Origin of the sequence: Halomonas sp. NPDC076908 (assembly GCF_050269715.1) — a bacterium.
Classification (GTDB): Bacteria; Pseudomonadota; Gammaproteobacteria; order Pseudomonadales; family Halomonadaceae; genus Vreelandella.
Map to the genome: position 1 here is coordinate 99,619 of NZ_JBNNIW010000006.1, position 26,684 is coordinate 126,302.

Here is a 26,684-nt window from a genome sequence, read left to right on the forward strand (position 1 = left end):
CCTTCAAGGCAAGGGAGATTAAGCACGCTCCCAGATAGGAACTCCCTGTCTACGCAGTAATTGCGCTGTTTCAAACAGTGGTAATCCCACCACTGCCGAATGGCTACCCTGAATCTCTTTTACAAATATGGACGCTAGTCCTTGTATTGCGTAACCACCCGCTTTGTCAGCAGGCTCGCCGGTACGCCAATAGTCAGCGATTTCATTTTCATCAATCTTGCGCATGATCACTTGCGTTGCCACACAGCAGGAAAGGATGCCTTCTGGTCCAGTGACCGCTACTGCTGTCAGCACCTGATGGCTCCTATCTGAAAGCAGGCGCAACATGTCGGCCCCCTGCATAGCATTGTGTGGCTTACCCAGGATACGCCCATCTACCACCACAGCGGTATCCGAGCCTAACGTCGGCAAGTCAGTGAGCGAAGCGGCCGCCTGAGCCTTCGCAATCGCCAAGCGTAGCACATAAGCATCAGGCAACTCCCCACTCAGCGGAGTCTCATCAATGTTGCAGGGTTTGACCGTGACTGGCACACCGATAGAGGCCAGTAGCGCCCGACGACGCGGCGAAGCAGATGCCAAACATAGTACAGGAGATGAAGCGGTCATGAGGCAGCCATCCGTCGCTCTAACGCCTGAAACATAGTGGATAACCACGGCCACAGCAGAGCGCTAACCAGAGAAGGAATCAAAAACGCCAAATGAATCGAAAAATCGCCCACGATAGTACGTAACCATTGCGCAACTAATTGCACTAAGCCTAACAATACAAGCACTAATGCTGATTGCTGAACCAGTGAATATGCCCGAAAGCGGGGATACACCAGCGCACATAAAAACGCTAACAACGCATAAATTAACGCATGCTGGCCTAATGCAGTGCCTTCAATGAGATCCATTAAAATGCCCAGCACAAAACCGTGAAAAACGCCGACTCTATCAGGTGTACGCATACACCAGTAAATCAACATTAATCCTAGCCATTCAGGACGATATACCTGCCAACCATCGGCTAGGGGCATAACTTGCAAACACAGCGCCAGGACCAGGCTAAGCCAAACAACCAACAGTGGGACAATCGGTGCGCGCGCCATCAGGGCACCTCTGGGGATGATGCATTTTGATCGAGCAATGGTTGATCTGGCATTACTTGATCTGAAAGACGAAGCGAAGAGCGTAATGCATCCGCCGAGATATCCAGCGTATCGTCCCACGCATGTTCTGCTACTTCTTCCTGCGGTGGCGGAAAAAGCAATAAGAAGTGACGTGAGCGCTGCAATTGCGCCATGGGCTCTGCGGTTACGCGAGCAAAAGGCTGACCAGGGTCGTGGTAGACCTCAGTGACGCGCGCCACGGGATAGCCCGGTGGAAAGCGCCCTGCCAATCCAGACGTGGTAAGCAAATCACCTTCACGGATATCCGCCGTATCAGGCACGTGCATCACATTAACGCTGCTATAGCGCCCAGCACCTTGCACAATAAAACGCAGCCCATTGCGATTAAGCTGAACCGGCAAAGCATGGCTCGCATCGGCTAACAACAATACGCGGCTAGAGTAGGCTGAAACGGCGGTAATCTGCCCCACTAAACCTGAAGCATCAATCACCGGTTGCCCCACGTAGGCACCATTGCGATGCCCACGGTTAACCACCATCTGATGGCTAAATGGATCGTTATCCAGTGATAAAAGTTCGGCCGTGATGTAAGGAATATTACGCCGCTCGGCAGCTTTAAGCAGGTCACGCAGTTCGCTGTTTTCCGCCGTCAGATTCGCCATCCGCTGACCACGGTGGGAAAGCGTAAGAATCTGCTCACGTAAACGACGATTTTCATCCACTAATGCCTGTTGATCAGACAGTGCGAGCGCCCCCCAATTCAATAAGTCGCTAGGCACACTAACGACCCACTGAATAGGGGCAACGACCATCGACATTTGCGCACGCACTTGTTCCATGCGCGTGAAACGCTGGTCGACAAACATCAATGCACTGGCAGCCAATACGCAAAAGAAAAGCCGGTAGCCCGGCAGTGGCCCGTGCGAAAACAGCGGTTTAATAGGCAATCCCCCCGCAATTAACCGCTGCGATTAGTCGCTCGACAGCAACTCAAAGGTGTGCTGATCAATCATTTCCAGCGCTTTACCACCCCCGCGTGCAACGCAGGTCAATGGATCTTCGGCAACAATGACCGGCAGGCCTGTCTCTTCAGCAATCAGTTTATCCAGATCGCGTAACAAAGCACCACCACCGGTAAGCACAAGACCACGCTCTGCAATATCAGAGGCCAATTCTGGCGGCGACTGCTCAAGCGCACTTTTAACCGCGGCCACGATGGAACCCAGTGTCTCCTGTAAAGCCTCAAGAGTTTCGTGGGAATTAAGCGTAAAGCTACGAGGAATGCCTTCTGCCAAATTGCGGCCGCGCACATCAATTTCACGCAGCTCGCCACCGGGATAGGCACAACCGATCTCTTCTTTGATGCGCTCGGCCGTCGCTTCGCCAATCAAGCTGCCGTAGTGGCGGCGCACGTAAGCGGTAATTGCTTCATCAAAGCGGTCACCACCCACGCGAATCGACTCAGAATAGACCACGCCATTCAGCGAGATAATCGCGATCTCAGTGGTACCACCACCAATATCCACTACCATCGACCCCTGGGCTTCCTCAACAGGAAGACCCGCGCCAATAGCGGCCGCCATGGGTTCTTCAATCAAGAACACCTCGCGGGCACCGGCACCTTCTGCTGACTCACGAATGGCACGCCGCTCAACTTGCGTAGACATGCAAGGGACGCATACCAGCACACGCGGACTGGGAGTCAAAAAGGTGCTTTGGTGAACCTTACGGATAAAGTGCTGAAGCATCTGCTCAGTCACCGTAAAGTCGGCGATGACGCCATCCTTCATCGGGCGGATGGCTGTAATATTGCCAGGCGTACGGCCCAGCATTCGCTTGGCATCGGTACCAACTGCCGCGACGCTGCGCATATTGCCAGACTGGCGGATAGCAACCACGGACGGCTCATCAAGCACGATGCCACGACCGCGTACATAAATCAGTGTGTTGGCCGTACCCAAATCGATCGATAGATCGCTGGAAAACAGCCCCCTCAAACGTTTAAACATGGATGTTGTTACCTAGTGCAGACCGGGAACCCTGTGCGGATGCAAACGGTATCACCGCAACCCCCTGGCAGCAAGCACGAGTCGTGCTAACACTGCCCGTTAAGGCCAATATGTGGTACCTTTTGCGGCTATTTTCCACGTCTGCGACACAAGACGTTTTTTTGATGTCGGTATGTATACCGCTTAATGTGGAATATGTTCCATCACATTTGCGAGGAAATCTCGATCATGGCGATTGAAGACTCTCATGTGCGCCGGGCTGCCCACTTGGCCCGGCTCGCCATCAGCGATGACCAAGCCAGCGGCTTTGTAGACGATTTAAGCCGCATACTTGAAATGGTTGATCAGCTACAATCCATTGATACTGAAGGCGTTATTCCGCTATCTCATCCACTGGATGCAACCCAGCGACTACGTGCCGACGAAGTTACAGAAACCAATCAGCGCGACATTTTCCAGCGCTGTGCCCCGGCAGTGGAAAACGGCTTGTATCTCGTTCCCCGGGTTGTTGAGTAACGTTGCTAAATTAATGTCGCGGAATAAAAGCGACGCCAGAACACCCAAGCTACCACTTTTATTTCTTTTTTTCTCCCCTGAACGGAGCTTCCGGGTCATGTATGAGAAAACCTTAACGCAACTCGCTGCCGCCTTGAAAAGCGGCGAGTTTTCAAGCCGCGAGCTAACTGCTCACTATTTACAGCGCATTGAAAAGGCTGATGGCAAGCTGAATAGCTTTATCAGCGTGACAGCCGAGCAGGCGCTTAAACAGGCTGAAGTAGCCGACACTGCCCGCGCAGAAGGTAAGGCTGGGCCGCTTGCAGGTATACCGCTGGCGCTAAAAGACATTTTCTGTACGCGCGATGTCAAAACCAGCTGCGGTTCGAAAATGCTGGATAACTTTATCGCGCCCTACAATGCCACCGTGGTGGAAAAGCTTAACGCGGCAGGCACCATCAGCCTGGGCAAAACAAATATGGACGAGTTCGCCATGGGCTCCTCCAATGAAAATAGTTATTACGGACCGGTCAAAAACCCCTGGGATCTTAAGGCAGTGCCCGGCGGTAGTTCAGGCGGCAGTGCCGCAGCAGTAGCGGCAGGCCTAGTCCCTGCAGCAATGGGCACTGATACCGGTGGCTCTATTCGCCAACCGGCCGCCTTCTGCGGTATCACCGGTTTAAAACCCACCTACGGTCGCGTCTCCCGTTTTGGCATTATTGCTTACGCTTCGAGCCTAGACCAAGCAGGCCCGATGGCGCGCAGCGCCGAAGATTGCGCGCACTTGCTAGGCCTCATTGCAGGTCATGATGGACGTGACTCCACCAGCGTTGCCCGCGGCGTGCCGGACTATGTGGAAAGTCTGAATGCTCCATTGTCAGGGCTTAAAATCGGCCTTCCCAAGGAGTATTTTGGTGACGGTTTAGACCCGCAAGTCGAAAAAGCGGTCCGTGAAGCGGTGAAAATCTACGAGTCACTGGGCGCCACGGTGCGGGAAGTCAGCTTACCGCATACCCACTACGCGATTCCGGCCTACTACGTTATTGCTCCGGCAGAGGCCTCTTCGAACCTATCTCGCTACGACGGCGTGCGTTTTGGTCACCGCTGCGACAACCCCAGCGACCTTATCGATCTTTACACCCGCTCCCGCGCAGAGGGCTTCGGCGAAGAGGTGAAGCGACGCATCCTAATCGGCACGCACACGCTGTCAGAAGGCTTCTTTGACGCCTACTACACCAAGGCGCAGCAGGTTCGCCGCTTGATCCGTCAGGACTTCCTGGACGCCTTTGAAGATGTGGATGTCTTAATGGGCCCCGCATCGCCCACGCCAGCATTTGACCTGGGGGCTAAAAAAGACCCGGTCTCTATGTACCTTCAGGATATCTACACCATTGCGGTTAATCTGGCGGGCATTCCCGGCATCAGTGTTCCTGCTGGCTTAGTCGGTGGCCGCCCGGTGGGTCTACAGATTCTTGGCACCCACTTTGCCGAAGCCCAGCTGCTAAACGTCGCTCATCAATTCCAGCAAGCAACTGATTGGCACTTACAACGTCCTGCCTTTGCCGAGGAGTACGCCTAATGCAATGGGAAACCGTGATTGGGCTTGAAGTCCACGTTCAGCTTGCAACACGCTCAAAAATCTTCTCCGGTGCCTCAACCGCATTTGGCGCTGAGCCTAACACTCAAGCCTGCGCGGTAGATTTAGGCCTGCCCGGCGTATTACCGGTGCTCAATGAGCAGGCCGTGGCCATGGCCGTTCAGTTTGGGTTGGCGGTGCATGCAGACATCGCTGAAGTGTCGGTATTTGACCGTAAAAACTACTTCTACCCTGACCTGCCTAAAGGCTATCAGACCAGCCAGATGTATCACCCCATTGTCGGCCCTGGCGATGTAGAAATCACCTTAGAGGATGGCAGCACTAAACGTATCCGTATTCACCATGCCCATCTAGAAGAGGATGCTGGTAAGTCGCTCCACGAAGACTTCCATGGCATGACTGGTATCGATTTAAACCGTGCGGGAACACCGCTGCTGGAAATCGTTTCCGAGCCGGATATGCGCAACGCCAAGGAAGCCGCCGCGTACCTTAAGGCGATTCACTCGATCGTGACCTACCTGGGCATTTCCGACGGCAACATGGCGGAAGGCTCGATGCGCTGCGACGTTAACGTTTCTGTACGACCTAAAGGTCAAGAAGCGTTTGGCACCCGCGCCGAGATTAAGAACGTTAACTCTTTTCGCTTTGTCGAACGCGCCATTGCGTTTGAAGTGGAGCGTCAGATTGAGCTGATTGAAGATGGCGGCAGTGTGGTACAAGAAACACGCCTGTTCGACCCAGACCGTGATGAAACCCGCAGCATGCGCACCAAGGAAGAGGCTAATGACTACCGCTACTTCCCCTGCCCTGATCTGTTGCCGGTAGTACTGGATCAGGCCTACCTTGACCATCTGCGTGGTCAGTTGCCCGAACTACCTGCCGACAAGCGTGCGCGTTTTCAAAACGAGCTGGGGCTGTCTGCCTATGATGCCAACGTCATTTCGGCCAGCCGAGATATGGCTGAGTTTTTTGAGTCGGTACACAGCGTGTGTGGCGATGCCAAACAGTCAGCAAACTGGGTGCAAGGTGAGCTTTCAGGGGCGCTTAACCGTGAAAACCTGAGCATTGCTAACAGCCCGATTTCAGCGCGCCAGCTAGGTGAGCTCATTAGTCGCGTGCTAGACGATACAATTAACGGTAAAGCCGCTAAAGAGGTTTTCCAGGCGTTATGGAATGGTCAGGGCGAGTCCGCCGATGAGGTGATTGACGCTAAAGGTCTTAAGCAGGTAACCGATACTGGTGCCATTGAAGCGATGATTGACCAAGTGATTGCCGATAGCCCCGCTCAGGTTGCTCAATATCGCGACTCAGAGCCGGATAAACGCGGCAAAATGATTGGTTATTTTGTCGGTCAAGTAATGAAGGCTTCCCGCGGCACCGCCAATCCACAGCAGGTAAACGGCTTGCTTAAAGAGAAGCTTGACGCGCTGCTTTAAAAAGCACTAGCGGCTGCCCCGGCAGCCGCTTTTTTTGGCCTTTATGGCTATCGAAGCTGGCTAGGCTGAGTAAACCGCTTCAACTGCGCACAGCCAGCCGCCCATACGTCGGCTTCAAACTCAGCAATGGCGGCGGTTGGAAAACCAATCCCCTGGGCGGGGCTGCCCTCTACTAACAGGCCGGCAAGATCTCCTACCAACGGCATATGGCTGACCAGCATAATGGGCGCACCTAACGGCTGGTGAAGCAGCCAGTCACTTACCGCCAAGGGAGCGTCCTCAGGGGTAATAAAATCCAGCGTTTCAAGCGGCGCGCCCAATACATCACACAAAGCTTGTGCTGTTTGCTGGGCCCGGGCGTAAGGGCTTGCATACATTCGCGGCATACAAAGCTCCCCCTCGGCTACGCGCCTGGCTAGCCAACGGGCCATTTTTTCAGCCTCAGCCTCCCCCCGGGGTGTTAACCGCCGCGCATGGTCGGGATACCCCGGCGCTGCTTCTCCGTGACGCATTATCAGCACATCATGCATCCCAGCCTCCTGTAGTGTGAGCGCGATGAGCTTGCTGCACATCTTCACGGGGCAGAATAAACTCTACGTCGCTGCTCTGCTCGCCCATCATCAGCGTGCGGGCCATCTCCTGGGCAGGCACGCCGCCGAATAGTACATGCTCCAGCCCTTCTGCGAGAGGCATGTAAACCCCCATCTCGCGCGCTTTAGCACATACCAGCTTTACCGTATTAACGCCTTCTGCGACCTGTCCAAGCGCTTCAACCGCCTCTTCAAGGGAGCGCCCTTCCCCCATGGCGTAACCGACCCGATAATTACGCGACAGATTAGACGAGCAGGTAACAATCAAATCGCCCACGCCCGCCAAGCCCAAAAAGGTCATCGGATTAGCCCCCTGAGCGACAGCAAACCGACTCATTTCGGCCAGAGCGCGGGTCATCAGCATGCTACGAGTGTTTTCTCCCATGCCCAGTGCCGCTGCCATGCCGGCGGCAATGGCATAAATATTTTTGAGCGCACCGGCAAGCTCGACACCATGGCGGTCATCGCTGGCATACACACGAAAATAGCGGCAGCCCAAGGCTTTCTGCACCCGGGTGCGTGTTAAGGGGTCAGCGCTGGCAATGACCGTGGCGGTTAGCTGCTTATCAGCAATTTCAGAAGCAAGGTTGGGGCCGGCAATCACCCCAATATGGTTAAAGCCCGTCTCTTGCTCAAGCACCTGGCTCATTAGCAAAAAACTATCCTGCTCAATACCTTTGGTCGTGCTAACCAGTATCTGTTCAGGCGTGAGCCACGCCTTCGCCGCTTGTACTACACTGCGAAAAGCTTTCGAGGGAATCGCAATCAGCACTAACTCCGCATCTGCCAGCACGTCCTGAAGATCAGTTGAAGCCTGCACAGCAGGATTCATTGCGTAGTGAGGTAGATAGCGCCCATTGCAGTGTTCGTGATTAATTTGCGCAGCTAGCGTTTCGTCACGCATCCATTGACGAACACGGGCGCCATTATCGGCGGCAATACTCGCTAGCGCCGTACCAAAACTGCCGCCTCCCAGCACCGCTACATTGGTTGGCACTGCACCGTTGATTTGCTGCTCAGCCATGATGATGTCCTAGTCAGTCTTACAGAACGTATAACCTTACTGTATCAAAACAGACGGCCCGCTGGGGTAACCAAGCGGGCCGTCATTAACGTAGCAAGTGTTATTAAGCAGTCAGTACGCTATTGAGGCGCTTCACATAGGCGGCAGGATCATCCAAGTGCCCACCTTCGGCGATAATGGCTTGATCAAGCAGAATGTAGGAGAGCTGAGTGAAGAGATCGCCCTCAGCACCTTCCAAGCGCGCCACCAACGCATGATCTGGGTTCAGCTCAAGGATCGGCTTCACCTCAGGCAGTGGCTGGCCTGCGGCCTCCATAATACGACGCATCTGATAGCCCATTTCATGTTCTGGCAATACGACACAGGCTGGCGAGTCGGTCAGGCGATGCGTTACCTTAACGTCTTGTACGCCATCTCCCAGCGCTTCTTTAACGCGCTTGACCAAATCCTCTTTGGCTTTTGCGGTCTCTTCCTGGGCTTTTTTCTCGTCGGCATCTTCTACATCGCCTAAGTCCAACTCACCCTTCGCCACATCGGCAAAGGTTTTGCCGTCGTACTCAGTCAGATGGCTCATTAGCCAGTCATCAATGCGATCGGAGAGCAGCAGCACTTCGATGCCCTTTTTGCGGAAGATCTCCAGGTGCGGGCTGTTCTTAGCAGCGTTAAAGCTGTCGGCCACCACGTAGTAAATCTTCTGCTGGCCCTCTTTCATGCGCTCAACGTAGTCTGCCAGAGAGTGCTCTTGGGCAGAGGTATCGGTGTGGGTTGAGGCAAAACGCAGCAGGCCAGCGATTTTTTCGCGGTTGGACGGATCTTCACCCGGACCTTCTTTCAGCACGCTGCCAAAGGTCTTCCAAAAGGTTTGATACTGCTCTTTATCTTTGGTGAGCTTCTTCAGCATATCCAAACCGCGCTTGGTGAGCGCCGCTTTAATTTTATCGACATTCGGATCTTGCTGAAGCAATTCGCGGGAGACATTGAGCGAAAGCTCACGTGTGTCCAGCACGCCTTTGATAAAGCGCAGATAAAGCGGCAGGAACTGTTCTGCGTCATCCATAATAAACACACGCTGAACATAAAGCTTAACGCCACGAGCACCGTCGCGCTCAAACATATCGAACGGGGCGCGACCCGGTACATAAAGCAAGCTGGTGTATTCGAGCTTGCCTTCAACCTTGTTATGGCTCCAGGTTAACGGGTCAGAAAAATCGTGGGCAACGTGCTTATAAAACGCTTTGTATTCATCTTCGGAAACATCGCTCTTCGGGCGCGACCACAGGGCCGTCGCTTCGTTAACGGTTTCCCAGGTAGTTACTTCGCTACCCTCAATGCTGTTGCCTTCATCGTCAGTGGCCGTTTCGGTTTTCGGCATGCGTACGGGCACTTCGATATGATCCGAATACTTACGCACCAGGCTCTGCAGACGATAGTCGTCGGCAAACTCTTTGGCGTCTTCTTTCAGGTGCAGAGTAATTTCGGTACCGTGCTGCGCTTGCTCGATATCGGCAACGGTAAACTCGCCCTCACCTTTCGAGCGCCACTCAACACCTTCGGAAGCCTCAGTGCCTGCTTTGCGTGTACGCACCGCAATTTCATCAGCCACAATAAAGCCAGAGTAAAAGCCAACGCCGAACTGACCAATGAGCTTGGCATCCTTCTGCTGCTCACCGGAAAGTTGCTTAAGAAACTCTGCGGTGCCTGAACGGGCGATAGTCCCTAGGTTGGCGATAACATCTGCGCGGTTCATGCCAATACCGTTATCACGTAGCGTGATGGTATTGGCCTCCCGGTTATGCTCAATTTCAATACGCAGTTCGCTATCACCTTCATATAGCGCATCGTTATCAAGCGCCGCATAGCGTAGCTTGTCGCAGGCATCGGCCGCGTTCGAGATAAGTTCGCGTAAGAAAATCTCCCTGTTAGAGTACAGAGAGTGAATCATCAGGTTCAAAAGCTGCTTCACTTCCGTTTGGAAGCCAAGGGTTTCTTCGTGGTTGGCTGATTTGTCAGCGGTTGTTTCGTGGGGAGCAGTAGTCATGCGCTTAACCCTTATTGATCACGTTGAGTCATGTGCCCCTGCATGATGCATGCAGGGGCATAAAATGGTTTCGTGAGCTTGATATGGGGTTAAGCAGCTTTTTTTCAAGCAGGTAGGCGTTAAGAAGGAACCATATCGGGGTCAGCAAACTTCCAGGCACGATACTCATCAAGGCGCTGATCAATACGATTGAGCAGCCAGCCAACAATCAGCACATCATCAATAATGCCAATGAGCAGCAAAAAGTCTGGAATTAAATCAAAGGGCATCACCAAGTAGCCCAGCGCAAGTGCCATCATACCGAAGGCTGACCAGGGGATAGGCCTAAAATCGCCCCGAAGCACGTCGCGAGTCATCGGCACGAAGAGTTTAAGGGCACGCACGATACGTTTTGTCGCCCAAACACGGGATTTGAGTCGACGTAAGAACCACCAAGTGGATAATGGGGCCATCGCAATTGAATCCTCCGTGTGTCTACGTTGTCAGATCAGAGTTCATCCTATTAGTTCACTATAGCGTCTATTCAACGATAGCCTGGTTTTAATACGCAAATTTGAACCGCTCAGGTCAAGCAGAGTTAACAAACAGAGTTAAATCGATAGAGAGAGAGTACTATGTTGGTTTCGCCATTTCGCTATACCGCTCGTGCATTATCTAAAGCTGTAGTGTGTAAAACTGTACTGGGCAAGGCCGTGCTAAGTACCGTTCTATTGTCAGGCTTACCCACACTTGGGTGGGCCGCGTCTGACAGTGAGTTACGTGATGCCCTCGCTGCTGCTCGAGAGCAGCAGTGGCACCGCATCGACGAACGCACCATTGAGACCCATCCGCTGCGCGGCTACGTGGAATACCACCGTTTAAGAGGACAATTGCCCAATGTCTCCCCAGACAGAGTGCATCAGTTCATTGACCAATACGCTGACACGCCGCTGGCGGGATGGATTCGTGGACAAGCGATTGCAAACTACGGCCATGCCGGTCGCTATAGCGACCTCCTCTCCGTCGCGGATGGCGAGCCAGCAGGCACCGCGCGCCAGTGTTACTACTATGCAGCGCTGCTCGACAGTCAGCCTCAGCAGGCGAGCGCGGCAGGGCTTGAACTATGGCGGGTAGGCAGTTCACAACCTGATGCCTGCAACCCTCTTTTCGAGCGTTTACGGGCCAACGGCACCATTGATGCTACGGCTATTTGGGAGCGTAAGATGCTTGCTTGGCAAGCAGGAGAAACTCAGCTTTCCAATTATTTAGGTGGGCTGTTAAGTGGCCAGTGGCAAACGGCGTTAGAAACGGCGGATAGCGTTACTAGCCGCAGCCGGGCCATTACCCAGGCCCCCTCCTGCCTAGGCCCTGAGTGCGCCGCTACCGCTAGTTTTTATCAGGCTGCTATGCAACGCTTCACCCGTGAAGATACCCCCGGCGCCTTTGCCGCTTGGCAGGAGCTCGCACCACGTTTGAATTTACTGCCCAGCGACCGTCAGGTGATTGAAGAAGAGCTAGCCTTTTATGCGCTGGTACGCAATGTGCCTGGCACGCTCAGCTGGGTCGATAGCGTGCTTCCAACACTGGAGAGTGAGCGAGTATTGGAATTGCGTGTGCGCCAAGCGCTAGCCAGTCGCGACTGGAACGAGGTCTTGCACTGGATTGCTGAGATGCCAGTAACCCAACAGGAAAATAGTCGCTGGCAATATTGGTTAGGACGCGCCAATGCCCAACTTGGCAACCATGCAGCCGCCGAAGCGCGTTATCATCAGGCTGCTGCAGATCGCAGCTTTTACGGTTTTGCCGCAGCAGAAAAACTGGGACAGCCTTATCAGTTGAATCTAGAACGCAATCATTTTGATGAAGCTTCGCGTCAACGTATCGCGCAATTACCCGCAGTGCAACGCACCGAGGCTTTATTACGCATCGGCGAAGATGGGCTTGCCAACAGTGAATGGTTGCATGCCGTGCAGAGCGGTTCTCCCCAGCAGGCCCGAGCGCTGGCTGACTATGCGGCCCAACAGCAGTGGCATGCACGCTTAGTGCAGACCACCATTGCTGCCGAGATGTGGGATGCGTTGGATTGGCGCTTTCCCCAGGCCTACCACGATAGCTTTATGCACTGGGGGCGCTTAACGGGCGTAGATCCGTTCCTATTGATGGCCATTACCCGGCGCGAAAGCGCTTATAACCCCAACGCTCTGTCACCTGCTGGCGCACGCGGCTTAATGCAATTAATGCCGGGCACTGCCAGCCAAGTCAGCCGCGAACTAGGTATTAGCGATCCTGGACCTTACGGGGTTTTAGATCCAGAACTTAATATCCGCTTGGGCAGCACTTACTTACGTGACAAATTGCAGCGCTACCAGGGCAATCGCCTGGCCGCTGCAGCGGCATATAACGCAGGCCCTGGCCGCGTTGATCAATGGCTGGGCAATAACGTAGAAGCGTTTGACCTTTTTGTGGAAAGTATCCCTTTCCGCGAAACCCGTGACTACGTACAGGCGGTGCTTAGTTACCGAGTGATTTATGAGAGTCTCGCCAACGGTGGCAATAGCGAAGGTGTTTCACTGCTTAGCGATAATGAACAGCAGGTGCGCTATGACCGGGCATTACTGGCTCGCCGCTAAACAGCCACCTACTTTTCATACTGACGTCAGTGCCCGGTTTATACCGGGCGTTGTGTTAGTGCCAGCCGAATACCAAACACCACCAACACTGCACCCGTAGCGGCGTTTAGCGTTTGTGCAAAGCGCGCACTGGCTAACCACTTACCTGCACTGCTGACCGTCAGCACTACGCTGATTTGCCAAATATTAGCGATCACAAAATGTACCCCCGCCAACCACAATGACTTCAGCAATGCGGGGTCAGTGGGGGCAATAAACTGCGGTAAAAACGCCATATAGAAGACTACCGTTTTAGGGTTCAGTACATTAGACAAAAACCCCTCCTTGACCGGTTGCCAACGAGAAACCGCAGGTGTGTTTTTGAGTATCCCATTGACCGGTAGAGGCTGCCCACGCCGTGCTGCCAACAAGCTGCTAATACCCAGCCAGATTAAATAACCCGCCCCCACTAGCTTTAACATATGAAATGCCCAGGCCGACTGAAGCAAGATAAGCGAGATTCCCAACGCCGAAATCGTGGCATGTACAAACAGCCCACAGCAGATAGCAATACTGGTGGTAACCCCGTCACCAATCCCCCCACGCGCGGTATTACGAATCACCAACAGCGTATCGACGCCGGGACTAATTGATAGCAGCGTGATGGCCACCAAAAATGGAATAAATTGTGCATCAATAAAGCCTAACTGCATCATGGGTCTTTACTCGCAACAAAATAAAAAATCTTAGGAATGACGCTGGACGACAGCGAAGTTTACATCTAGAGTGATTGTAGCGGGTGGACAATAGAGTTGCCCGTTTGATTACTAAGCATGTTAAGGAAATAGAAAATGGCAACTGGCACAGTTAAGTGGTTCAACGATACTAAAGGCTTCGGCTTCATCTCTCCTGATGACGGCGGAGACGATCTGTTCGCCCACTTCTCCGAAATTCAAGCTGAAGGCTTCAAGACCCTGCAAGATGGTCAAAAAGTCAGCTTTGAAGTGACTCAGGGTAAAAAAGGCCTTCAGGCTTCCAACATCCGCCCAGCTTAATTGCTAAGGGATGGACAAAGGCCCGCTAACGCGGGCCTTTTTTATTGGTCACTTTCTGAACGAGGCTGCTGAGCTTCTCGATCTACGTTAGCCCTATCTACTCTGGCACCAGACCGTTAACGCTCTCCTCGTTTTCAATCTCCTGATACTGTTCATCAAGACGCTTCTGCGCCTCTTCAAAACGCCGCTCCGTATCTTCAATCAATGCATCCACATCGGTGGCTTCAAGATCATCCTCTAAACGCGTACGCTCTTCTGGCAGACTGCTCTCCGACTCCCAACTAGATGAAAAGTCTTCATCATCCATGGGCTCCAGAGCGGGCGCTTGCTGCTCCACTTCCTGAAACTGCTCTTCAAGACGTCGTTGTGCCTCTTCAAAGCGACGCTCTGTCTCTGCAATCATTTCATCTACATCAGAACGGGTCGCCTCGCCCGGCATCGCGCTCTCTTCATTGAGCACATCATCAGGATCAGCTGCCAAGGTATCTTCATCAGCTTGCACCTCTTCCCCGCCATCTGCAGCAGTGTCACCGTTTTGCGCAGCGCTATCTTCACGCAGCGCTTCTGCTCGCTCAAGCTCCTCAGCAACCTGACGTGCCTCAATGTCATCTTCAACTTCGTCAGGGGTTGGCATTTCAGCTGCGTTTTCTGCGGCAGCTGGCGCCTCTTCCTCAATTACCGTTTCATCATCCGCCACCTCAGAATTTTCATCTGGTGTCACGGTTGGATCTTCCTGAGTGTCTCCACAGGCACTCAACAGTAGCGCCATAGCCGCTAGAGCAGGTATCCACACGCGATTTGCCATTTGAGTCGTCTCCTAAACTACATTAAAGATTGCGGTCAAAACTATTAAGGCTGGCGACTTGATGACAGCAAAGGACAGTCTTCTGGTATCAGTACGCGCAGCGCGAGAGGCACTACTTCAGCACAGTAGTGGTTGTAGCAGTGCGCTTCGCCATCTAACGTGAGCGGCCATGGCGGATCTTCCGCTTGCGTTGTCACCGTTAGCTGACTGGTAGTGAAGTAGCGAACAAATCGCCCATCGGCAGGAAAACTTTGCAGCTCACTGATTAGTTTAGTCAGTTCCATCACCGACTTAAAGTCTTTCACTAGCAGCACATCCAGGCGACCATCATCTAGCTTAGCGCGCGGTGCGAGCACTTGCCCACCACCGGACTGGCGACCATTACCGAGTGCCAATAATAGCAGCGACGACCGCTCCTCTTTGCCATCCCAGTGCAGCGTGCCGCGATAGCTGCAATGACGCCAAGCCTTAAGGGCCCCCATTAATGAATAAGCCCCCCCTCCTAACATTCGCTTTAAGGTTTTCGGCGTGGAGGAGGTAATTTCAGCACCAAACCCACCCGTGGTCATATTCATATAATAGCTGGTCGTTGACTCGCCACTGGCACCCGCGGTGATACGCACCACATCAATGGGATGTGAACTTAGCGACAGTGCCGCCGCCAAGGCAGGGCCAGGGTCCAGAGGCAAGCCTACTGATGTGGCAAAATCATTAGCGCTGCCCAGCGGGACAATACCTAACGCTGGACGCTGATCATGGGGTAACCGCATTAAGCCATTCATTACTTCGCTTACCGTGCCGTCCCCACCACAGGCGATCACATGGGTGATCCCCATTGAGGCAGACTGCTCAGCGATATCAGCGGCGTCTCCTCCTTCCCACGTAGCACGAACAGTAATCAGCATCCCTGCTTGGCGTTGTTCATTGACTGCTTCGCGCAATTCCAGATTTCCGGCGGATTTACCATTGATAATGAGTAAATAGTGCTGCTGTGAGTCTGTCACCGTTGTTATTCCTTTCCATGGTTATCCGCGGTTATTTACTGCTATACCAAATCCTGTCTCAAGTGCTGTTTCAAGTGCTGTTTCAAGTGCTGTTTCAAATGCTATGCCAATGCCTTTTCCACCACCTCGAATACATTTGAGGATAGCGGTTCCTGCTTAATACGCTCAAGTTGAGACCGCATTAATGCTTGGCGGGTTTCATCAAAGCGCTGCCAGCGGGTTAACGGTGTGACTAAACGAGCAGCAATTTCCGGATTGAGCCGGTTGAGCTTGATCACAACATCCGCCAGCAATTGATAGCCCTGCCCATCTAAGCGGTGGAAATTGATTCGGTTCTGGGCAAAGGCTCCGATCAGCGCGCGTACCTTATTGGGGTTTTTAAGGGAGAATGCTGGGTGCTGCATCAAGTAGTTTACCCGCTCAAGCACATCTGGTTGAGGACGCGACACTTGAATAGTAAACCACTGATCCATCACCAAAGGATCATGTGCCCATTTTTCACCGAATGCCTTCAATGCTGGTGATGCAAGATCATCGCGGTCACTGTGTACCAGCAATGTTAGCGCCTGCCGAACATCGGTCATATTGTGATCGGCAGCGAATTGCGCTTCGCAAAAAGCCAAACCTTGCTCATCTTCAATCGATAGCAAATAAGAGAGGGCGATATTTTTCAGGCTACGCTGGGCGATTTGCTCCGGGGTTGGCGCGTAGGACTCTTCTGTTACATTCGCTTGGTAAATAGCAATAAACTCATTGCGTAACGCCATCGCCAGCGATTGGCGAACAAATTCGCGTGCCGCGTGAATAGCATCGACATCGACAATCGGCTGCTGCTCGGCAATGTAAGCTTCTGAAGGCAGCGTCAGCATCTCTGCCAGTACCGCCTTGTCGTTCATTGGCCCGTTAAGCAGAACTTTAAAGGCATCAATAACGCGCGTATCCATGACTTTTTCAACGCCGTTGCGATGAGCAGCAATTAAGTCATCTAAGGCCAATAACGCCAGCCGCTGGCCTGCATCCCAGCGATTAAAGCCGTCGCTATCATGGGTCAATAAAAAGGCGAGATCTTCCCGCGAATAGGGAAAGTGCAATTTCACTGGTGCAGAGAACTCGCGCAGCAAAGAGGGTACCGGCGCTTCTGCCACATCGGTAAATACAAAGGTATGCTCGTCTTCACGCAGATGAATAACGGCGTCCTTACCTAGCTTTTCGCCCGCTAAGGTAAGAGTGAGATCTTGGCCTGACTTACTGCCTACTAGCCCCATGCGCACAGGAATATGTAGCGGCTGCTTATCCGGCTGCCCTGGAGTTGCTGGCGTGCGCTGACGCAGTGTCAGTCGATATTCGCCATGGACGTAGTCGTATTCACCGTGGGCATCAATGTCCGGCGTTCCCGCCTGGGAATACCAGCGCATAAATTGGCTAAAATCCTCACCAGATACTTCAGCCATGCAGCCCACGAAGTCTTCAATGGTCACCGCTTGCCCATCGAAACGCTCAAAGTAAAGATCTGAGCCGCGCCGGAAATCCTCCTCCCCTACTAAATTGCGCAGCATGCGTACGACTTCCGCCCCTTTCTCATAAATCGTCAGGGTGTAGAAGTTGGTAATTTCAATAAAGTGGTCGGGGCGAATCGGATGCGCGGTGGGGCCGGCATCTTCGGCAAACTGTGCGGTACGGAAAAAAGAGACGTCTTGAATACGTTTAACAGGCGCTGAGTTGGTATCTGCTGAAAAGCATTGATCACGGAAAACCGTAAAGCCCTCTTTGAGCGAGAGCTGGAACCAGTCGCGACAGGTAACCCGGTTGCCAGACCAGTTGTGGAAATATTCGTGGGCGACAATTCCTTCCACATTTTGAAAAGTAGCATCAGTGGCAGTTTTGGGGTGGGTTAATACCGCGGCCGAGTTAAAAATATTGAGGCCTTTATTTTCCATCGCCCCCATATTGAAGTCATTAACGGCCACGATCATAAACAGATCCAGGTCGTACTCACGACCATAGGCCTGCTCGTCCCACAGCATGGCACGTTTCAACGAGGCCATAGCATGCTCTGTCTTATCCAGGTTCTCTTTTTCAACCCAAATCTGTAGCGCCACCTCTCGCCCACTCATGGTAGTAAAGTGGTCTTCAACACTATGCAGATTACCCGCGACTAAAGCGAACAGGTAGCAAGGTTTCGGATGCGGATCTTCCCAAGTGACAAAATGACGGCCGCCCTCGAGTTCGCCGCGCTCTAGCGGGTTACCGTTAGCCAGTAAAATTGGCTCACGTTGCTGATCGCCGATCACGGTGACCTTGAAGGTTGCCATGACATCAGGACGGTCAGGGTAATAGGTAATCCGCCGAAAGCCTTCCGCCTCACATTGAGTGCAGTACATGCCGTTAGATTGGTACAGGCCTTCCAAGGCAGTATTGTCTTTGGGGGCGATTTCAACCTCGCTTTCCAACACAAACCGTTCGGGCACCTGGCTAATACGCAGGCCCTCTTCATCTACTTGATAAGTCGTTTCATCCAACGGCGCTTTATCAATGACCAGAGAGATCAGCTTCAGGTGCTCACCGTTTAATACCAGCGGCGCGTCAGCGTTAGCTTCGGCGTGACGCTCCATCATCAGTCGCGCTTTCACACGGGTCGCAGCGGGGTCAAGATCAAACGTCAGCTCGGCATGAGTTACCCGATAAGCGGGTGGCTGGTAATCGCTTAAGTAAACCGGCTGCGGATCAGACATAGTGCGTGACTCCTGTATAAAACGAATACTACATAATTAAAAATTCTCGACAGCTGAACACCGCTGTCTAGTCGCGGAAGTTATCAAACTGAAGCGGCAAATCCGGCCCCTCCTCGCCGCGCAGCAGTGCCATTACTGCCTGTAAGTCGTCACGCTTTTTACCCGTAACACGCACCTTCTCACCTTGAATTTGCGCCTGTACTTTTAGCTTGCTGGCTTTGATGAGTTTGACCACCTCTTTGGCTTCGGCCGCGTCGAGTCCTTGTTTTAAGGCGACCTCTTGCCGTGCTTTTACACCAGAGAGCATCGGGTCTTGAACATCCATGCAGCGAGCATCAATACCACGAGCGATTAACCGGGCACGCAGTACATCAAGCATTTGCTTGAGCTGAAAATCGACATCGGCCTCTAGCTGCACTTTGTCACCTTCAAGCGCGAAGCTGGCATTGACGCCTTTAAAGTCAAAACGCGCCTGTACTTCACGATTCGCCTGATCAACGGCGTTAGCACCTTCGTGCTTATCAAACTCTGACACAATATCAAATGAGGGCATGATTCTGTTCCTAACAAGACATGACCCACCATTCTAGAGCAGGCAGGCCCCTACCGGCCAATTCTGTTGTTTTTTCTATGGGTTTTTAGCACATATTACCGATACAGCCCTTAATCAAAAATCGAAATTATTTGTACAAAAATTATTTTCACGTGGCTACATAAAAAAGTACCAATAGCTTAGGCTAGCGCATAGTTAGGTTTTCCAGGCTTCTTAACTTGTCTACCAGGAGACTACCATGAGTGACCGCGACACCCGCCACAAGGCATCCATGCAAAAACTTAAAGCGCGCGTAGACGAAAAAGTTGCCAAAGCCAGTGAGCAGCGCGGCCTAATCATCGTCAATACAGGCAACGGTAAAGGCAAAACCACGGCGGCCTGGGGCACGGTCACCCGTGCGCTGGGCTACGGCTATAAAGTGGGCGTCGTACAATTTATCAAAGGTCTTTGGGAGTGCGGGGAACGCAACCGTTTGGAGGGGGATCCCCATTTAGAAGTCGCCATCATGGCCACCGGCTTTACCTGGGATACTCAGAATCGCCAAGCAGACACCGAGGCCTGCCAAGCCGTCTGGAAAGATGCTGAGCGCATGTTAGCGGATCCTGAGACTTATCTGGTGGTGCTGGATGAGATCACCTATATGCTTAAATTTGGCTATCTGGAGATTGAAACGGTTAAGCACGCGCTGGAAAACCGCCCCACCGAGCAGACGGTGATTATTACCGGGCGCAACGCTCACCGCGAATTAGTCGCCATGGCCGATACGGTCACCGAAATGCAGGAAGTGCGGCATGCCTTTAATAACGGCCTACAGGCGCGCAGGGGCATTGATTTTTAAACCAAAAAAGGGGCAAATCAAATTTGCCCCTTTTTAGTGCTCAGCGTAAAGCGTATTAACTATCGAACGGGTTACGCAGGATGATCGTTTCCATGCGGTCTGGGCCGGTGGAAATGATATCAATAGTGGTGCCCACTTTCGCTTCGAGATAGCTGATGTAAGCGCGAGCATTGGCGGGCAAATCTTCTACCCGTTTAGCGCCTAAGGTCGACTCTTTCCAGCCTGGCAAATCTTCATAAAGCGGTTCGATGGCTTCGAAGCCTTCCGAATCCACAGGATTTTCCAGCACCTCACCATCTTTACTACGATAGCCAACGCATACACGGATATTTTCCAGTCCGTCTAATACATCAAGCTTGGTCAAACAGATACCAGATACTGAATTGATTTGCACGGCGTGACGCAGCGCCACCGCATCAAACCAACCGCAGCGACGCGCACGTCCAGTGGTTGCGCCAAACTCATGGCCACGCTCGGCCAGGTGGCGGCCGTCAACGTCGAACAGCTCCGTAGGAAACGGACCTGAACCAACGCGGGTTGTGTATGCCTTGGTAATGCCTAGTACGTAATCCAAATAGAGCGGACCAACGCCAGAGCCGGTAGCGACACCGCCAGCGGTGGTATTCGAGCTGGTCACGTAGGGGTAGGTACCGTGGTCAATATCTAGCAGTGAGCCTTGCGCACCTTCAAACAGGATGTTCTCACCGGCTTTGCGCAGGTCGTGCACCATGCTGACGGTATCACATACCATCGGACGCAGCTCTTCAGCCATTTGCATCGCCGTGTCGAGTACTTCCTGGAAATCGACCGCTGGCTCACCGTGGTAATTGACCAACACAAAGTTGTGGTAGTCGAGGACTTCGCCCAGCTTAGAAGCGAAGCGCTCGCGATGTAGCATATCGCCTAAACGCAGGCCACGGCGTGCTACTTTATCTTCGTAGGCAGGACCAATACCCCGGCCAGTTGTGCCTATTTTAGCGACGCCACGCGCCTTCTCACGGGCCTGATCCAGACGCACATGGTAGGGCAAAATCAGCGGACAGGCCGGTGAAAGACGCAGACGCTCACGTACCGGCACACCTTTGGCTTCCAGCTCACGAATCTCTTTGATCAGCGCTTCCGGTGACAGCACCACGCCATTGCCAATCACACAGGTTGTGCCTGGGCGCAGGACACCTGAAGGAATCAGGTGGAGGACGGTTTTTTCACCGTCGATGACCAGCGTATGGCCCGCATTATGGCCTCCCTGGTAACGCACCACAGCGGATGCTGACTCAGTGAGCAGGTCAACGATCTTACCTTTGCCTTCGTCACCCCATTGGGTTCCCAGCACTACGACATTCTTACCCATTATGATGCACTCGTCTCTTGTGTCAGGGTCGTTGGCTGCCAACGACCATTGATAAACTCAAGACGGCGGTCACAGTCGTGCTCCGCCGGCCCAGTACGCTGCCCTGGCAGCGCTTGAATCACGCGTTCCCCCTGCTCACGCAGCGCGACAACAGCAGCGTTGAGCGACTCATCCTGCATGGCTGGCGACCAAATGGCACCGCGGCTAGGCGATGCCAGCGCCAACGACGCCAATTGCTTCAAGTCCATTGAGAAGCCGGTGGCCGGACGTGCACGACCAAAGGCACGCCCAGTGTCATCATAGCGTCCACCTTTGGCGAGCGCATGCCCATAACCCGGCACATAGGCAGCAAACATCATACCGGTGTGGTACTGATAGCCACGCAGCTCTGCCAGATCAAAGTATAGCGACACGTTAAAGCGTGCCAATACTCCTTGGTAAAGCGCATCCAATTGATCTAATGCCGCCATGACAGATGCTGGTGCCCCGGCAAATCGATCCCGCGCTTCAGCTAAAATATCTGCTCCGCCGTGAAGTTCACCAAGCGCTAACATCATTTCAGCTAACGCAGGATCACTAACACAGGCACCTACCTGCTCGGCTAGCTGGCTAGGGGATTTGAGCGCCAGCGCTTCAAACAGCGCACTCTCTTGCTCATCACTAAGCGCTGCCGCTTCTACAAGGCTGCGGTAAATCCCGATATGCCCAAGTGCCAAGTGAATCTCTTGAGCACCCGCGGCCTTCAAACTGGCCAGGGCTAGATGGATTATTTCACTATCAGCGTCTAAACCGGCATGACCAAATAGCTCAACGCCAACTTGGACAGGGCTGCGCCCGCCTTGATGCTGATCTGCCTTGGCACGCAGTACGTTAGTGCAGTAGCACAGCCGTACCGGCCCCTGGCGTTTTAGCGAATGAGCATCCATACGCGCCACTTGCGGCGTTACGTCCGCCGAAGCGCCCATCATACGACCGGTTAATTGGTCGGTCAGCTTAAACGTCTGGAGATCCAGGTCTGTACCGGTACCGGTTAGCAAGGAGTCAAGAAACTCCACCGGAGGCGGCATTACCTGGTCATAGCCCCAGCAATGGTAAAGATCGAGCAGCGCACGGCGCAGCTCTTCCATGCGGCTTGCCTGAGGCGGGAGCACCTCATCCATGCCGTCGGGCAATAGCCAGCGGTCAGCGATGGTCATGTAAACAATCCTGCAAGACGATGAAGGCCCAATAAATTCAAACAGTAACGACGCTAGGCCATTGACTGCATTAGCGTTAAACGAGGGCCACAAAAAAACCGGGCGACGCCCGGTTAACAAATTCTATCACGTTTATTGGCCGGATGAACCCCGCCTGGTCGTAGACCAACCATGGCGGGAGCAGCCGGCCAAAAGCGATTTACTCGCCGTCGTCTTCGCCACCTTCCGGCATCGCGCTACGCAAATAGCGGAAGAAATCGCTATCCGGCTCCAACACCATCAGGTTGTTATCGCCTGCGAAGCTCTCACGATAAGCATTCAGACTGCGCCAGAAAGCAAAGAACTCCTGATCTTGCCCGTATGCTTCAGAGAAGATCGAGGCAGCTTGAGCATCACCTTCACCACGAAGCGTTTCTGAGCGCTCGTTAGCCTGAGCGAGCAGAACCTGGCGGCGGCGATCCGCGTTAGCGCGAATACGCTCAGCCTCTTCCTGACCCTGAGCACGCCACTCGCGAGCTTCACGCTCACGCTCGGAACGCATACGTTCGAAAACAGCCGCAGAAACGTCCTCGGGAAGATCAATTCGCTTGATACGGATATCACGAATGGCGACACCCAGCTCTTCGCGCATTAGCTCGTCAAGTTCTGAGGTGGGGCCGGTCATTAAATCATCGCGACGTTCAGCAATAATTTCCTGAAGGTTTAAGCGACCAAATTCATTACGCAGGCTTTCATCCACCCGCGGTTGAATCAAACGCACAGCCATCAACTCATCACCCGCCGTTGCCTCATAGTAACGGGTGGGGTTCACCACCTGCCACTTAACGTAGGAGTCAACGATTACCGCTTTCTGCTCAAGCGTCAGGTAACGGCTGGTATCGGTATCCAGGGTCAGCAAACGAGTGTCAAACTTACGAATCGTTTGCGCAATCGGCACCTTGGCATGTAGACCAGGCTGGATATTTTCTTCAATGACTTCACCAAAGCGCAGCTTAACGGCACGTTCGGTTTCATCTACTACGTAGAGTGTGTTGCTTGCCAGCCACGCAACAGCGGCTAAACTACCAACAATCAGCAGGGATCGATTATTAATCATTTACCGGCCCTCCCTGCGGATGGAGCTACTATTGGTATTTCCTGAAGAGCCACTCTGCGTCGTGCGTAAACGGTCAATCACACTGGGGTCTAACTGCTCATCACTGCTATTAGCACTATCACTATTCGACGACGAACTGCTGCGACTGCCACTGCTACCGCCGCGCATTTGATCCAGCGGCAGATACATTAATGGAGCGTTTTCGCTGACATCTAGCAACACCTTCGGCGTATTACCAAACACCTCTTCGATGGCGTCTAGGTACATACGTTCGCGCATGATCTCGGGCGAATTACGGTACTCACCGAGTAGCGAATTGAAGCGGTTAGCCTGACCTTGCGCTTCCGCTACGACTGACTCGCGGTAACCTTGGCCTTGTTCAACCACACGTTGCGCCTGACCTTGGGCCGCCGGAATAATCGCATTGGCGTAGGCCATGCCTTCGTTGATGGTCCGCTGACGATCTTCACGAGCACGAATAACATCATCAAAAGCGTCAATCACTGGCGCGGGCGCAGACGTTGACTCAATGTTGATAGTTTGTAGACGGATACCGGCACCATAGGTGTCAAGGTAAGACTGCAGGCGGCTTGCGACCGAGCTACCTAGAATTTCCCGCCCTGAGGTAAGGATATCGATCATATCGGTACCACCCACCACGTGACGCAGTGCAGAATCCAATGCATTTTCAATTGAAATAGCAGGTTCACGCACGTTGAGTACGAAATCTCTTGGATTAGCGACTTGATACTGAGCAGAGATTTCTACTTCAACAATATTTTCATCGCGGGTCAGCATGGACTGCGTTTGGGTCAGTGAGCGCACTCGCGTCACGTTAACCATCCGCACCTCGTCAATCAACGGAGGATTCCACTGCAAACCTGGCTCAACGATGCCCTGGAATTCGCCAAAGCGTAATACAACGCCACGCTCCGACTGGTCGACCAGATAAAAGCCCATAGCAGCCCAGATAGCTAATGCAACGATCAGTATCAGGCCTGGTAACGCGAAAGGGTTGCGGCTCTTATCACTACCGCCGCCGCCACCGCTTTTCTTGCCACCGCCTTTTTTACCGCCGCCTAGCATACTGTTCAGCTTGTCTTGAAACTTTTTCAGCGCTTCATCTAGGTCTGGAGGGCCTTGATTATTGCCCCCTTTATTACCATTATTGCCGCCCCCATTGTTACCGCCGTCGTTGCCACCACGGTTTCCATCACCGTCGTTTCCACCGCGTCGGCCACCGCTACTCCAAGGGTCGTGCTGGTTGCCACCACCAGGCTCATTCCAGGCCATACTTCTTCTCCACTAAGGTATTCGCTCACGCTTTTAGCTTCGTTAAGCAAACGAAGCCACGGCGTTTTGATATTATTGCTATATAAATCTTGTACTGTATTTATACGAAACGGGGAGCTGACAGCGTACTAGACATCAAACAGAGAGGCTACCAATCTTCAGTTTCGCGTAACGCTTCAGGCAAATAGGTGTTAGCACGCTCACCTAACTGAGCCATCAATTGATTAAAATCACGTCGCGGCAATCGAACGTCTAGCACCGAATGCCCTTGCTCATCAAACGCTTCTTCACGAACGGCATTGAGTTCATGTAAGCCAGCACGCAGCTTACCTTGCTCGGGGCTAAGTGTCAGTGAAAAGCCAATAACGTCATTTGCTAGGCGCTCAGTCAGCGCTTCATGTAGCAGTTCAAGCCCCTGGCCCTGCTGAGCAGAGAGCCAAACCACATCTGGCACACCATGACCGTCGCGCTCGATGCGGGGCGCGCTATCCAGTTTATCAATTTTATTCATGACCTTGAGTACTGGCACGTCGTCTGCGCCGATCTCTTTTAGCACTAGCTCGACCTGCTCGACATTTAACTCGCGGTCAGGGTCTGCTGCATCAATCACATGAACCAGCAGCGATGCCTCCGAAGCTTCCTGAAGCGTCGCCTGAAATGCTTCCACCAGTTTATGAGGCAAGTGGCGGATAAAGCCAACGGTATCGGCCATCACTACGGGGCCAACATCCTCAATCTCCAGCCGACGTAGCGTTGGATCCAAGGTAGCGAACAACTGATCAGCGGCATACACATCTGCGTTGGTAAGCGCATTAAACAGCGTAGACTTACCGGCGTTAGTGTAGCCTACCAATGAAACGCTATGGATTTCAGCGCGCGCACGCGAACGACGATTCTGATCGCGCTGACTACGCACTTTATCTAATCGTTTGTGAATTGACTTAATCCGGCCACGCAGCAAACGACGGTCAGTTTCAAGCTGCGTTTCACCTGGCCCACGCAAACCAATCCCGCCTTTTTGGCGCTCAAGGTGCGTCCAACCGCGCACGAGGCGGGTCGACATATATTCAAGCTGGGCAAGCTCTACTTGAAGCTTACCTTCATGGGTTCTGGCCCGCTGCGCAAAAATGTCGAGGATAAGACCGGTACGGTCAAGCACCCGGCATTTGAGCTCTTGCTCAACATTGCGCTCTTGGGAAGGACTTAAACTGTGGTTGAAGATCACCAATTCAGCCGAGTGAGCCGCGAGCAAGGCCCGCAACTCCTCCAACTTACCTGACCCAATAAAGGTGCGCGAATCAGGACGGTGTCGGCTAGCGGTGAGTAGAGTCGCAGGCTCTGCACCAGCAGAGCGCACGAGCTCTAAAAACTCACCCGGGTCTTCACGTTTTTGTTCATCATGGAAATCAACGTGAACAAGAACTGCCGTTTCACCGGCGTCTGGGCGTTCAAAAAACAATCAATACCTCGTGGACTCTCATGCCTATCCAGCGGTGTTAAATCTCTGCATCCTGCTCTGCCGGGTCTTGCGCAGGCAATCGCACGTTACGAGATGGCACAACCGTGGAAATAGCGTGTTTATAAACCATCTGACTTACGGTATTACGCAACAAGATCACAAACTGGTCAAACGATTCGATCTGGCCCTGCAACTTAATGCCGTTGACCAAAAAGATGGAGACCGGAATGCGCTCCTTGCGCAAAATATTCAAGTACGGGTCTTGAAGGGACTGCCCTTTGGACATGTTGCTCTCCCTAAAACTGTCGTTGGGGTTAATTATCAAATGGCGTGCCCTACTGGTGCTACGCCGCACTATTATTTACTGCCCGAAAGGCCAACTAATGCCCAAAGAGCCTAGTGTTGCCCGAAAG

The 26,684-nt window shown here is 53.0% G+C and carries 25 protein-coding genes; 6 read left to right on the top strand and 19 right to left on the bottom strand.

What is annotated here, in order from left to right:
* Window positions 1–18 precede the first annotated feature (18 nt).
* The 4 genes from ACQKE4_RS05320 to ACQKE4_RS05335 are packed head-to-tail and all read right to left on the bottom strand — an operon-like array spanning window position 19 to window position 3,121.
* Window positions 19–606, bottom strand: a complete 588-nt coding sequence (locus ACQKE4_RS05320) for a Maf family protein (protein ID WP_427387234.1) — start codon at window positions 604–606, stop codon at window positions 19–21.
* Window positions 603–1,091 carry a rod shape-determining protein MreD gene (gene mreD, locus ACQKE4_RS05325; protein WP_427387235.1) on the bottom strand — a complete coding sequence of 163 codons (489 nt, stop codon included), beginning with the start codon at window positions 1,089–1,091 and terminating at the stop codon, window positions 603–605. The genes ACQKE4_RS05320 and mreD overlap by 4 nt, the downstream gene beginning before the upstream one ends.
* Window positions 1,091–2,059, bottom strand: a complete 969-nt coding sequence (mreC, locus tag ACQKE4_RS05330; protein ID WP_427387236.1) for a rod shape-determining protein MreC — start codon at window positions 2,057–2,059, stop codon at window positions 1,091–1,093. The genes mreD and mreC overlap by 1 nt, the downstream gene beginning before the upstream one ends.
* Before the next feature lie 24 nt (window positions 2,060–2,083).
* Entirely contained in the window at window positions 2,084–3,121 is a 1,038-nt protein-coding gene (locus tag ACQKE4_RS05335) for a rod shape-determining protein (RefSeq protein WP_146874007.1), read from the bottom strand.
* Between the two features lie 228 nt (window positions 3,122–3,349).
* Between ACQKE4_RS05335 and gatC the strand changes: the two genes are divergently transcribed.
* From gatC to gatB, 3 genes are all read left to right on the top strand, one after another.
* Entirely contained in the window at window positions 3,350–3,637 is a 288-nt protein-coding gene (gene gatC, locus ACQKE4_RS05340; protein WP_427387237.1) for an Asp-tRNA(Asn)/Glu-tRNA(Gln) amidotransferase subunit GatC, read from the top strand.
* Between the two features lie 97 nt (window positions 3,638–3,734).
* Window positions 3,735–5,195 (top strand): Asp-tRNA(Asn)/Glu-tRNA(Gln) amidotransferase subunit GatA, encoded by a 1,461-nt coding sequence (gene gatA / locus ACQKE4_RS05345; protein ID WP_427387238.1) that lies wholly within the window; start codon window positions 3,735–3,737, stop codon window positions 5,193–5,195.
* Entirely contained in the window at window positions 5,195–6,649 is a 1,455-nt protein-coding gene (gene gatB / locus ACQKE4_RS05350; protein ID WP_427387239.1) for an Asp-tRNA(Asn)/Glu-tRNA(Gln) amidotransferase subunit GatB, read from the top strand. The genes gatA and gatB overlap by 1 nt, the downstream gene beginning before the upstream one ends.
* Before the next feature lie 47 nt (window positions 6,650–6,696).
* Here the strand turns inward: gatB and sixA are convergent, their stop codons facing one another.
* The 4 genes from sixA to ACQKE4_RS05370 form a co-directional block, all read right to left on the bottom strand.
* Window positions 6,697–7,179, bottom strand: coding sequence for a phosphohistidine phosphatase SixA (gene sixA / locus ACQKE4_RS05355; protein ID WP_427387240.1), 483 nt, complete (start codon window positions 7,177–7,179; stop codon window positions 6,697–6,699).
* Window positions 7,172–8,263, bottom strand: coding sequence for an NAD(P)H-dependent glycerol-3-phosphate dehydrogenase (locus ACQKE4_RS05360; protein ID WP_427387241.1), 1,092 nt, complete (start codon window positions 8,261–8,263; stop codon window positions 7,172–7,174). The genes sixA and ACQKE4_RS05360 overlap by 8 nt, the downstream gene beginning before the upstream one ends.
* Before the next feature lie 103 nt (window positions 8,264–8,366).
* Window positions 8,367–10,301, bottom strand: a complete 1,935-nt coding sequence (gene htpG / locus ACQKE4_RS05365; RefSeq protein WP_427387242.1) for a molecular chaperone HtpG — start codon at window positions 10,299–10,301, stop codon at window positions 8,367–8,369.
* 119 nt (window positions 10,302–10,420) lie between these two features.
* Window positions 10,421–10,753: a YkvA family protein gene (locus tag ACQKE4_RS05370; protein WP_427387243.1), complete on the bottom strand. Its 333-nt coding sequence runs from the start codon at window positions 10,751–10,753 to the stop codon at window positions 10,421–10,423.
* A gap of 162 nt (window positions 10,754–10,915) precedes the next feature.
* On the opposite strand from ACQKE4_RS05370, the gene ACQKE4_RS05375 reads away from it, so the two are divergent.
* Window positions 10,916–12,910: a transglycosylase SLT domain-containing protein gene (locus ACQKE4_RS05375; protein WP_427387244.1), complete on the top strand. Its 1,995-nt coding sequence runs from the start codon at window positions 10,916–10,918 to the stop codon at window positions 12,908–12,910.
* Window positions 12,911–12,948: 38 nt separating this feature from the next.
* Here the strand turns inward: ACQKE4_RS05375 and ACQKE4_RS05380 are convergent, their stop codons facing one another.
* The gene (locus ACQKE4_RS05380; protein ID WP_427387245.1) at window positions 12,949–13,605 is read right to left on the bottom strand and encodes a LysE family translocator; all 657 of its coding nucleotides are present in this window, start codon (window positions 13,603–13,605) and stop codon (window positions 12,949–12,951) included.
* A 135-nt stretch (window positions 13,606–13,740) separates the two neighbouring features.
* Between ACQKE4_RS05380 and ACQKE4_RS05385 the strand changes: the two genes are divergently transcribed.
* On the top strand, window positions 13,741–13,944 hold the full coding sequence (locus tag ACQKE4_RS05385) for a cold-shock protein (protein WP_007114660.1): 204 nt from the start codon (window positions 13,741–13,743) through the stop codon (window positions 13,942–13,944).
* Between the two features lie 97 nt (window positions 13,945–14,041).
* Here ACQKE4_RS05385 and ACQKE4_RS05390 read toward each other — a convergent pair whose 3' ends face one another.
* The 4 genes from ACQKE4_RS05390 to ACQKE4_RS05405 form a co-directional block, all read right to left on the bottom strand.
* Complete coding sequence (locus ACQKE4_RS05390) at window positions 14,042–14,749, bottom strand: hypothetical protein (protein ID WP_427387246.1); 708 nt, start codon at window positions 14,747–14,749, stop codon at window positions 14,042–14,044.
* Window positions 14,750–14,793: 44 nt separating this feature from the next.
* Window positions 14,794–15,753, bottom strand: a complete 960-nt coding sequence (gene yegS / locus ACQKE4_RS05395) for a lipid kinase YegS (protein WP_427387247.1) — start codon at window positions 15,751–15,753, stop codon at window positions 14,794–14,796.
* Between the two features lie 101 nt (window positions 15,754–15,854).
* Window positions 15,855–18,485 (bottom strand): aminopeptidase N, encoded by a 2,631-nt coding sequence (gene pepN / locus ACQKE4_RS05400; RefSeq protein WP_427387248.1) that lies wholly within the window; start codon window positions 18,483–18,485, stop codon window positions 15,855–15,857.
* A 67-nt stretch (window positions 18,486–18,552) separates the two neighbouring features.
* Entirely contained in the window at window positions 18,553–19,038 is a 486-nt protein-coding gene (locus tag ACQKE4_RS05405; RefSeq protein ID WP_427387249.1) for a YajQ family cyclic di-GMP-binding protein, read from the bottom strand.
* Between the two features lie 238 nt (window positions 19,039–19,276).
* Between ACQKE4_RS05405 and cobO the strand changes: the two genes are divergently transcribed.
* Window positions 19,277–19,876 (top strand): cob(I)yrinic acid a,c-diamide adenosyltransferase, encoded by a 600-nt coding sequence (gene cobO / locus ACQKE4_RS05410; RefSeq protein ID WP_427387250.1) that lies wholly within the window; start codon window positions 19,277–19,279, stop codon window positions 19,874–19,876.
* A gap of 55 nt (window positions 19,877–19,931) precedes the next feature.
* Here the strand turns inward: cobO and ACQKE4_RS05415 are convergent, their stop codons facing one another.
* The 6 genes from ACQKE4_RS05415 to hfq form a co-directional block, all read right to left on the bottom strand.
* Window positions 19,932–21,227 carry an adenylosuccinate synthase gene (locus ACQKE4_RS05415; protein WP_427387251.1) on the bottom strand — a complete coding sequence of 432 codons (1,296 nt, stop codon included), beginning with the start codon at window positions 21,225–21,227 and terminating at the stop codon, window positions 19,932–19,934.
* Window positions 21,227–22,423: an ATP phosphoribosyltransferase regulatory subunit gene (locus tag ACQKE4_RS05420; RefSeq protein WP_427387252.1), complete on the bottom strand. Its 1,197-nt coding sequence runs from the start codon at window positions 22,421–22,423 to the stop codon at window positions 21,227–21,229. Before ACQKE4_RS05420 ends, ACQKE4_RS05415 begins: the two co-directional genes overlap by 1 nt.
* Window positions 22,424–22,622: 199 nt before the next feature.
* Window positions 22,623–23,519 (bottom strand): protease modulator HflC, encoded by an 897-nt coding sequence (gene hflC, locus ACQKE4_RS05425; RefSeq protein ID WP_427387253.1) that lies wholly within the window; start codon window positions 23,517–23,519, stop codon window positions 22,623–22,625.
* Window positions 23,520–24,812 (bottom strand): FtsH protease activity modulator HflK, encoded by a 1,293-nt coding sequence (gene hflK, locus ACQKE4_RS05430; protein ID WP_427387254.1) that lies wholly within the window; start codon window positions 24,810–24,812, stop codon window positions 23,520–23,522.
* 148 nt (window positions 24,813–24,960) lie between these two features.
* Window positions 24,961–26,271: a ribosome rescue GTPase HflX gene (gene hflX, locus ACQKE4_RS05435; protein WP_427387255.1), complete on the bottom strand. Its 1,311-nt coding sequence runs from the start codon at window positions 26,269–26,271 to the stop codon at window positions 24,961–24,963.
* A gap of 37 nt (window positions 26,272–26,308) precedes the next feature.
* Entirely contained in the window at window positions 26,309–26,557 is a 249-nt protein-coding gene (gene hfq, locus ACQKE4_RS05440) for an RNA chaperone Hfq (RefSeq protein WP_007114649.1), read from the bottom strand.
* Window positions 26,558–26,684: the final 127 nt, after the last annotated feature.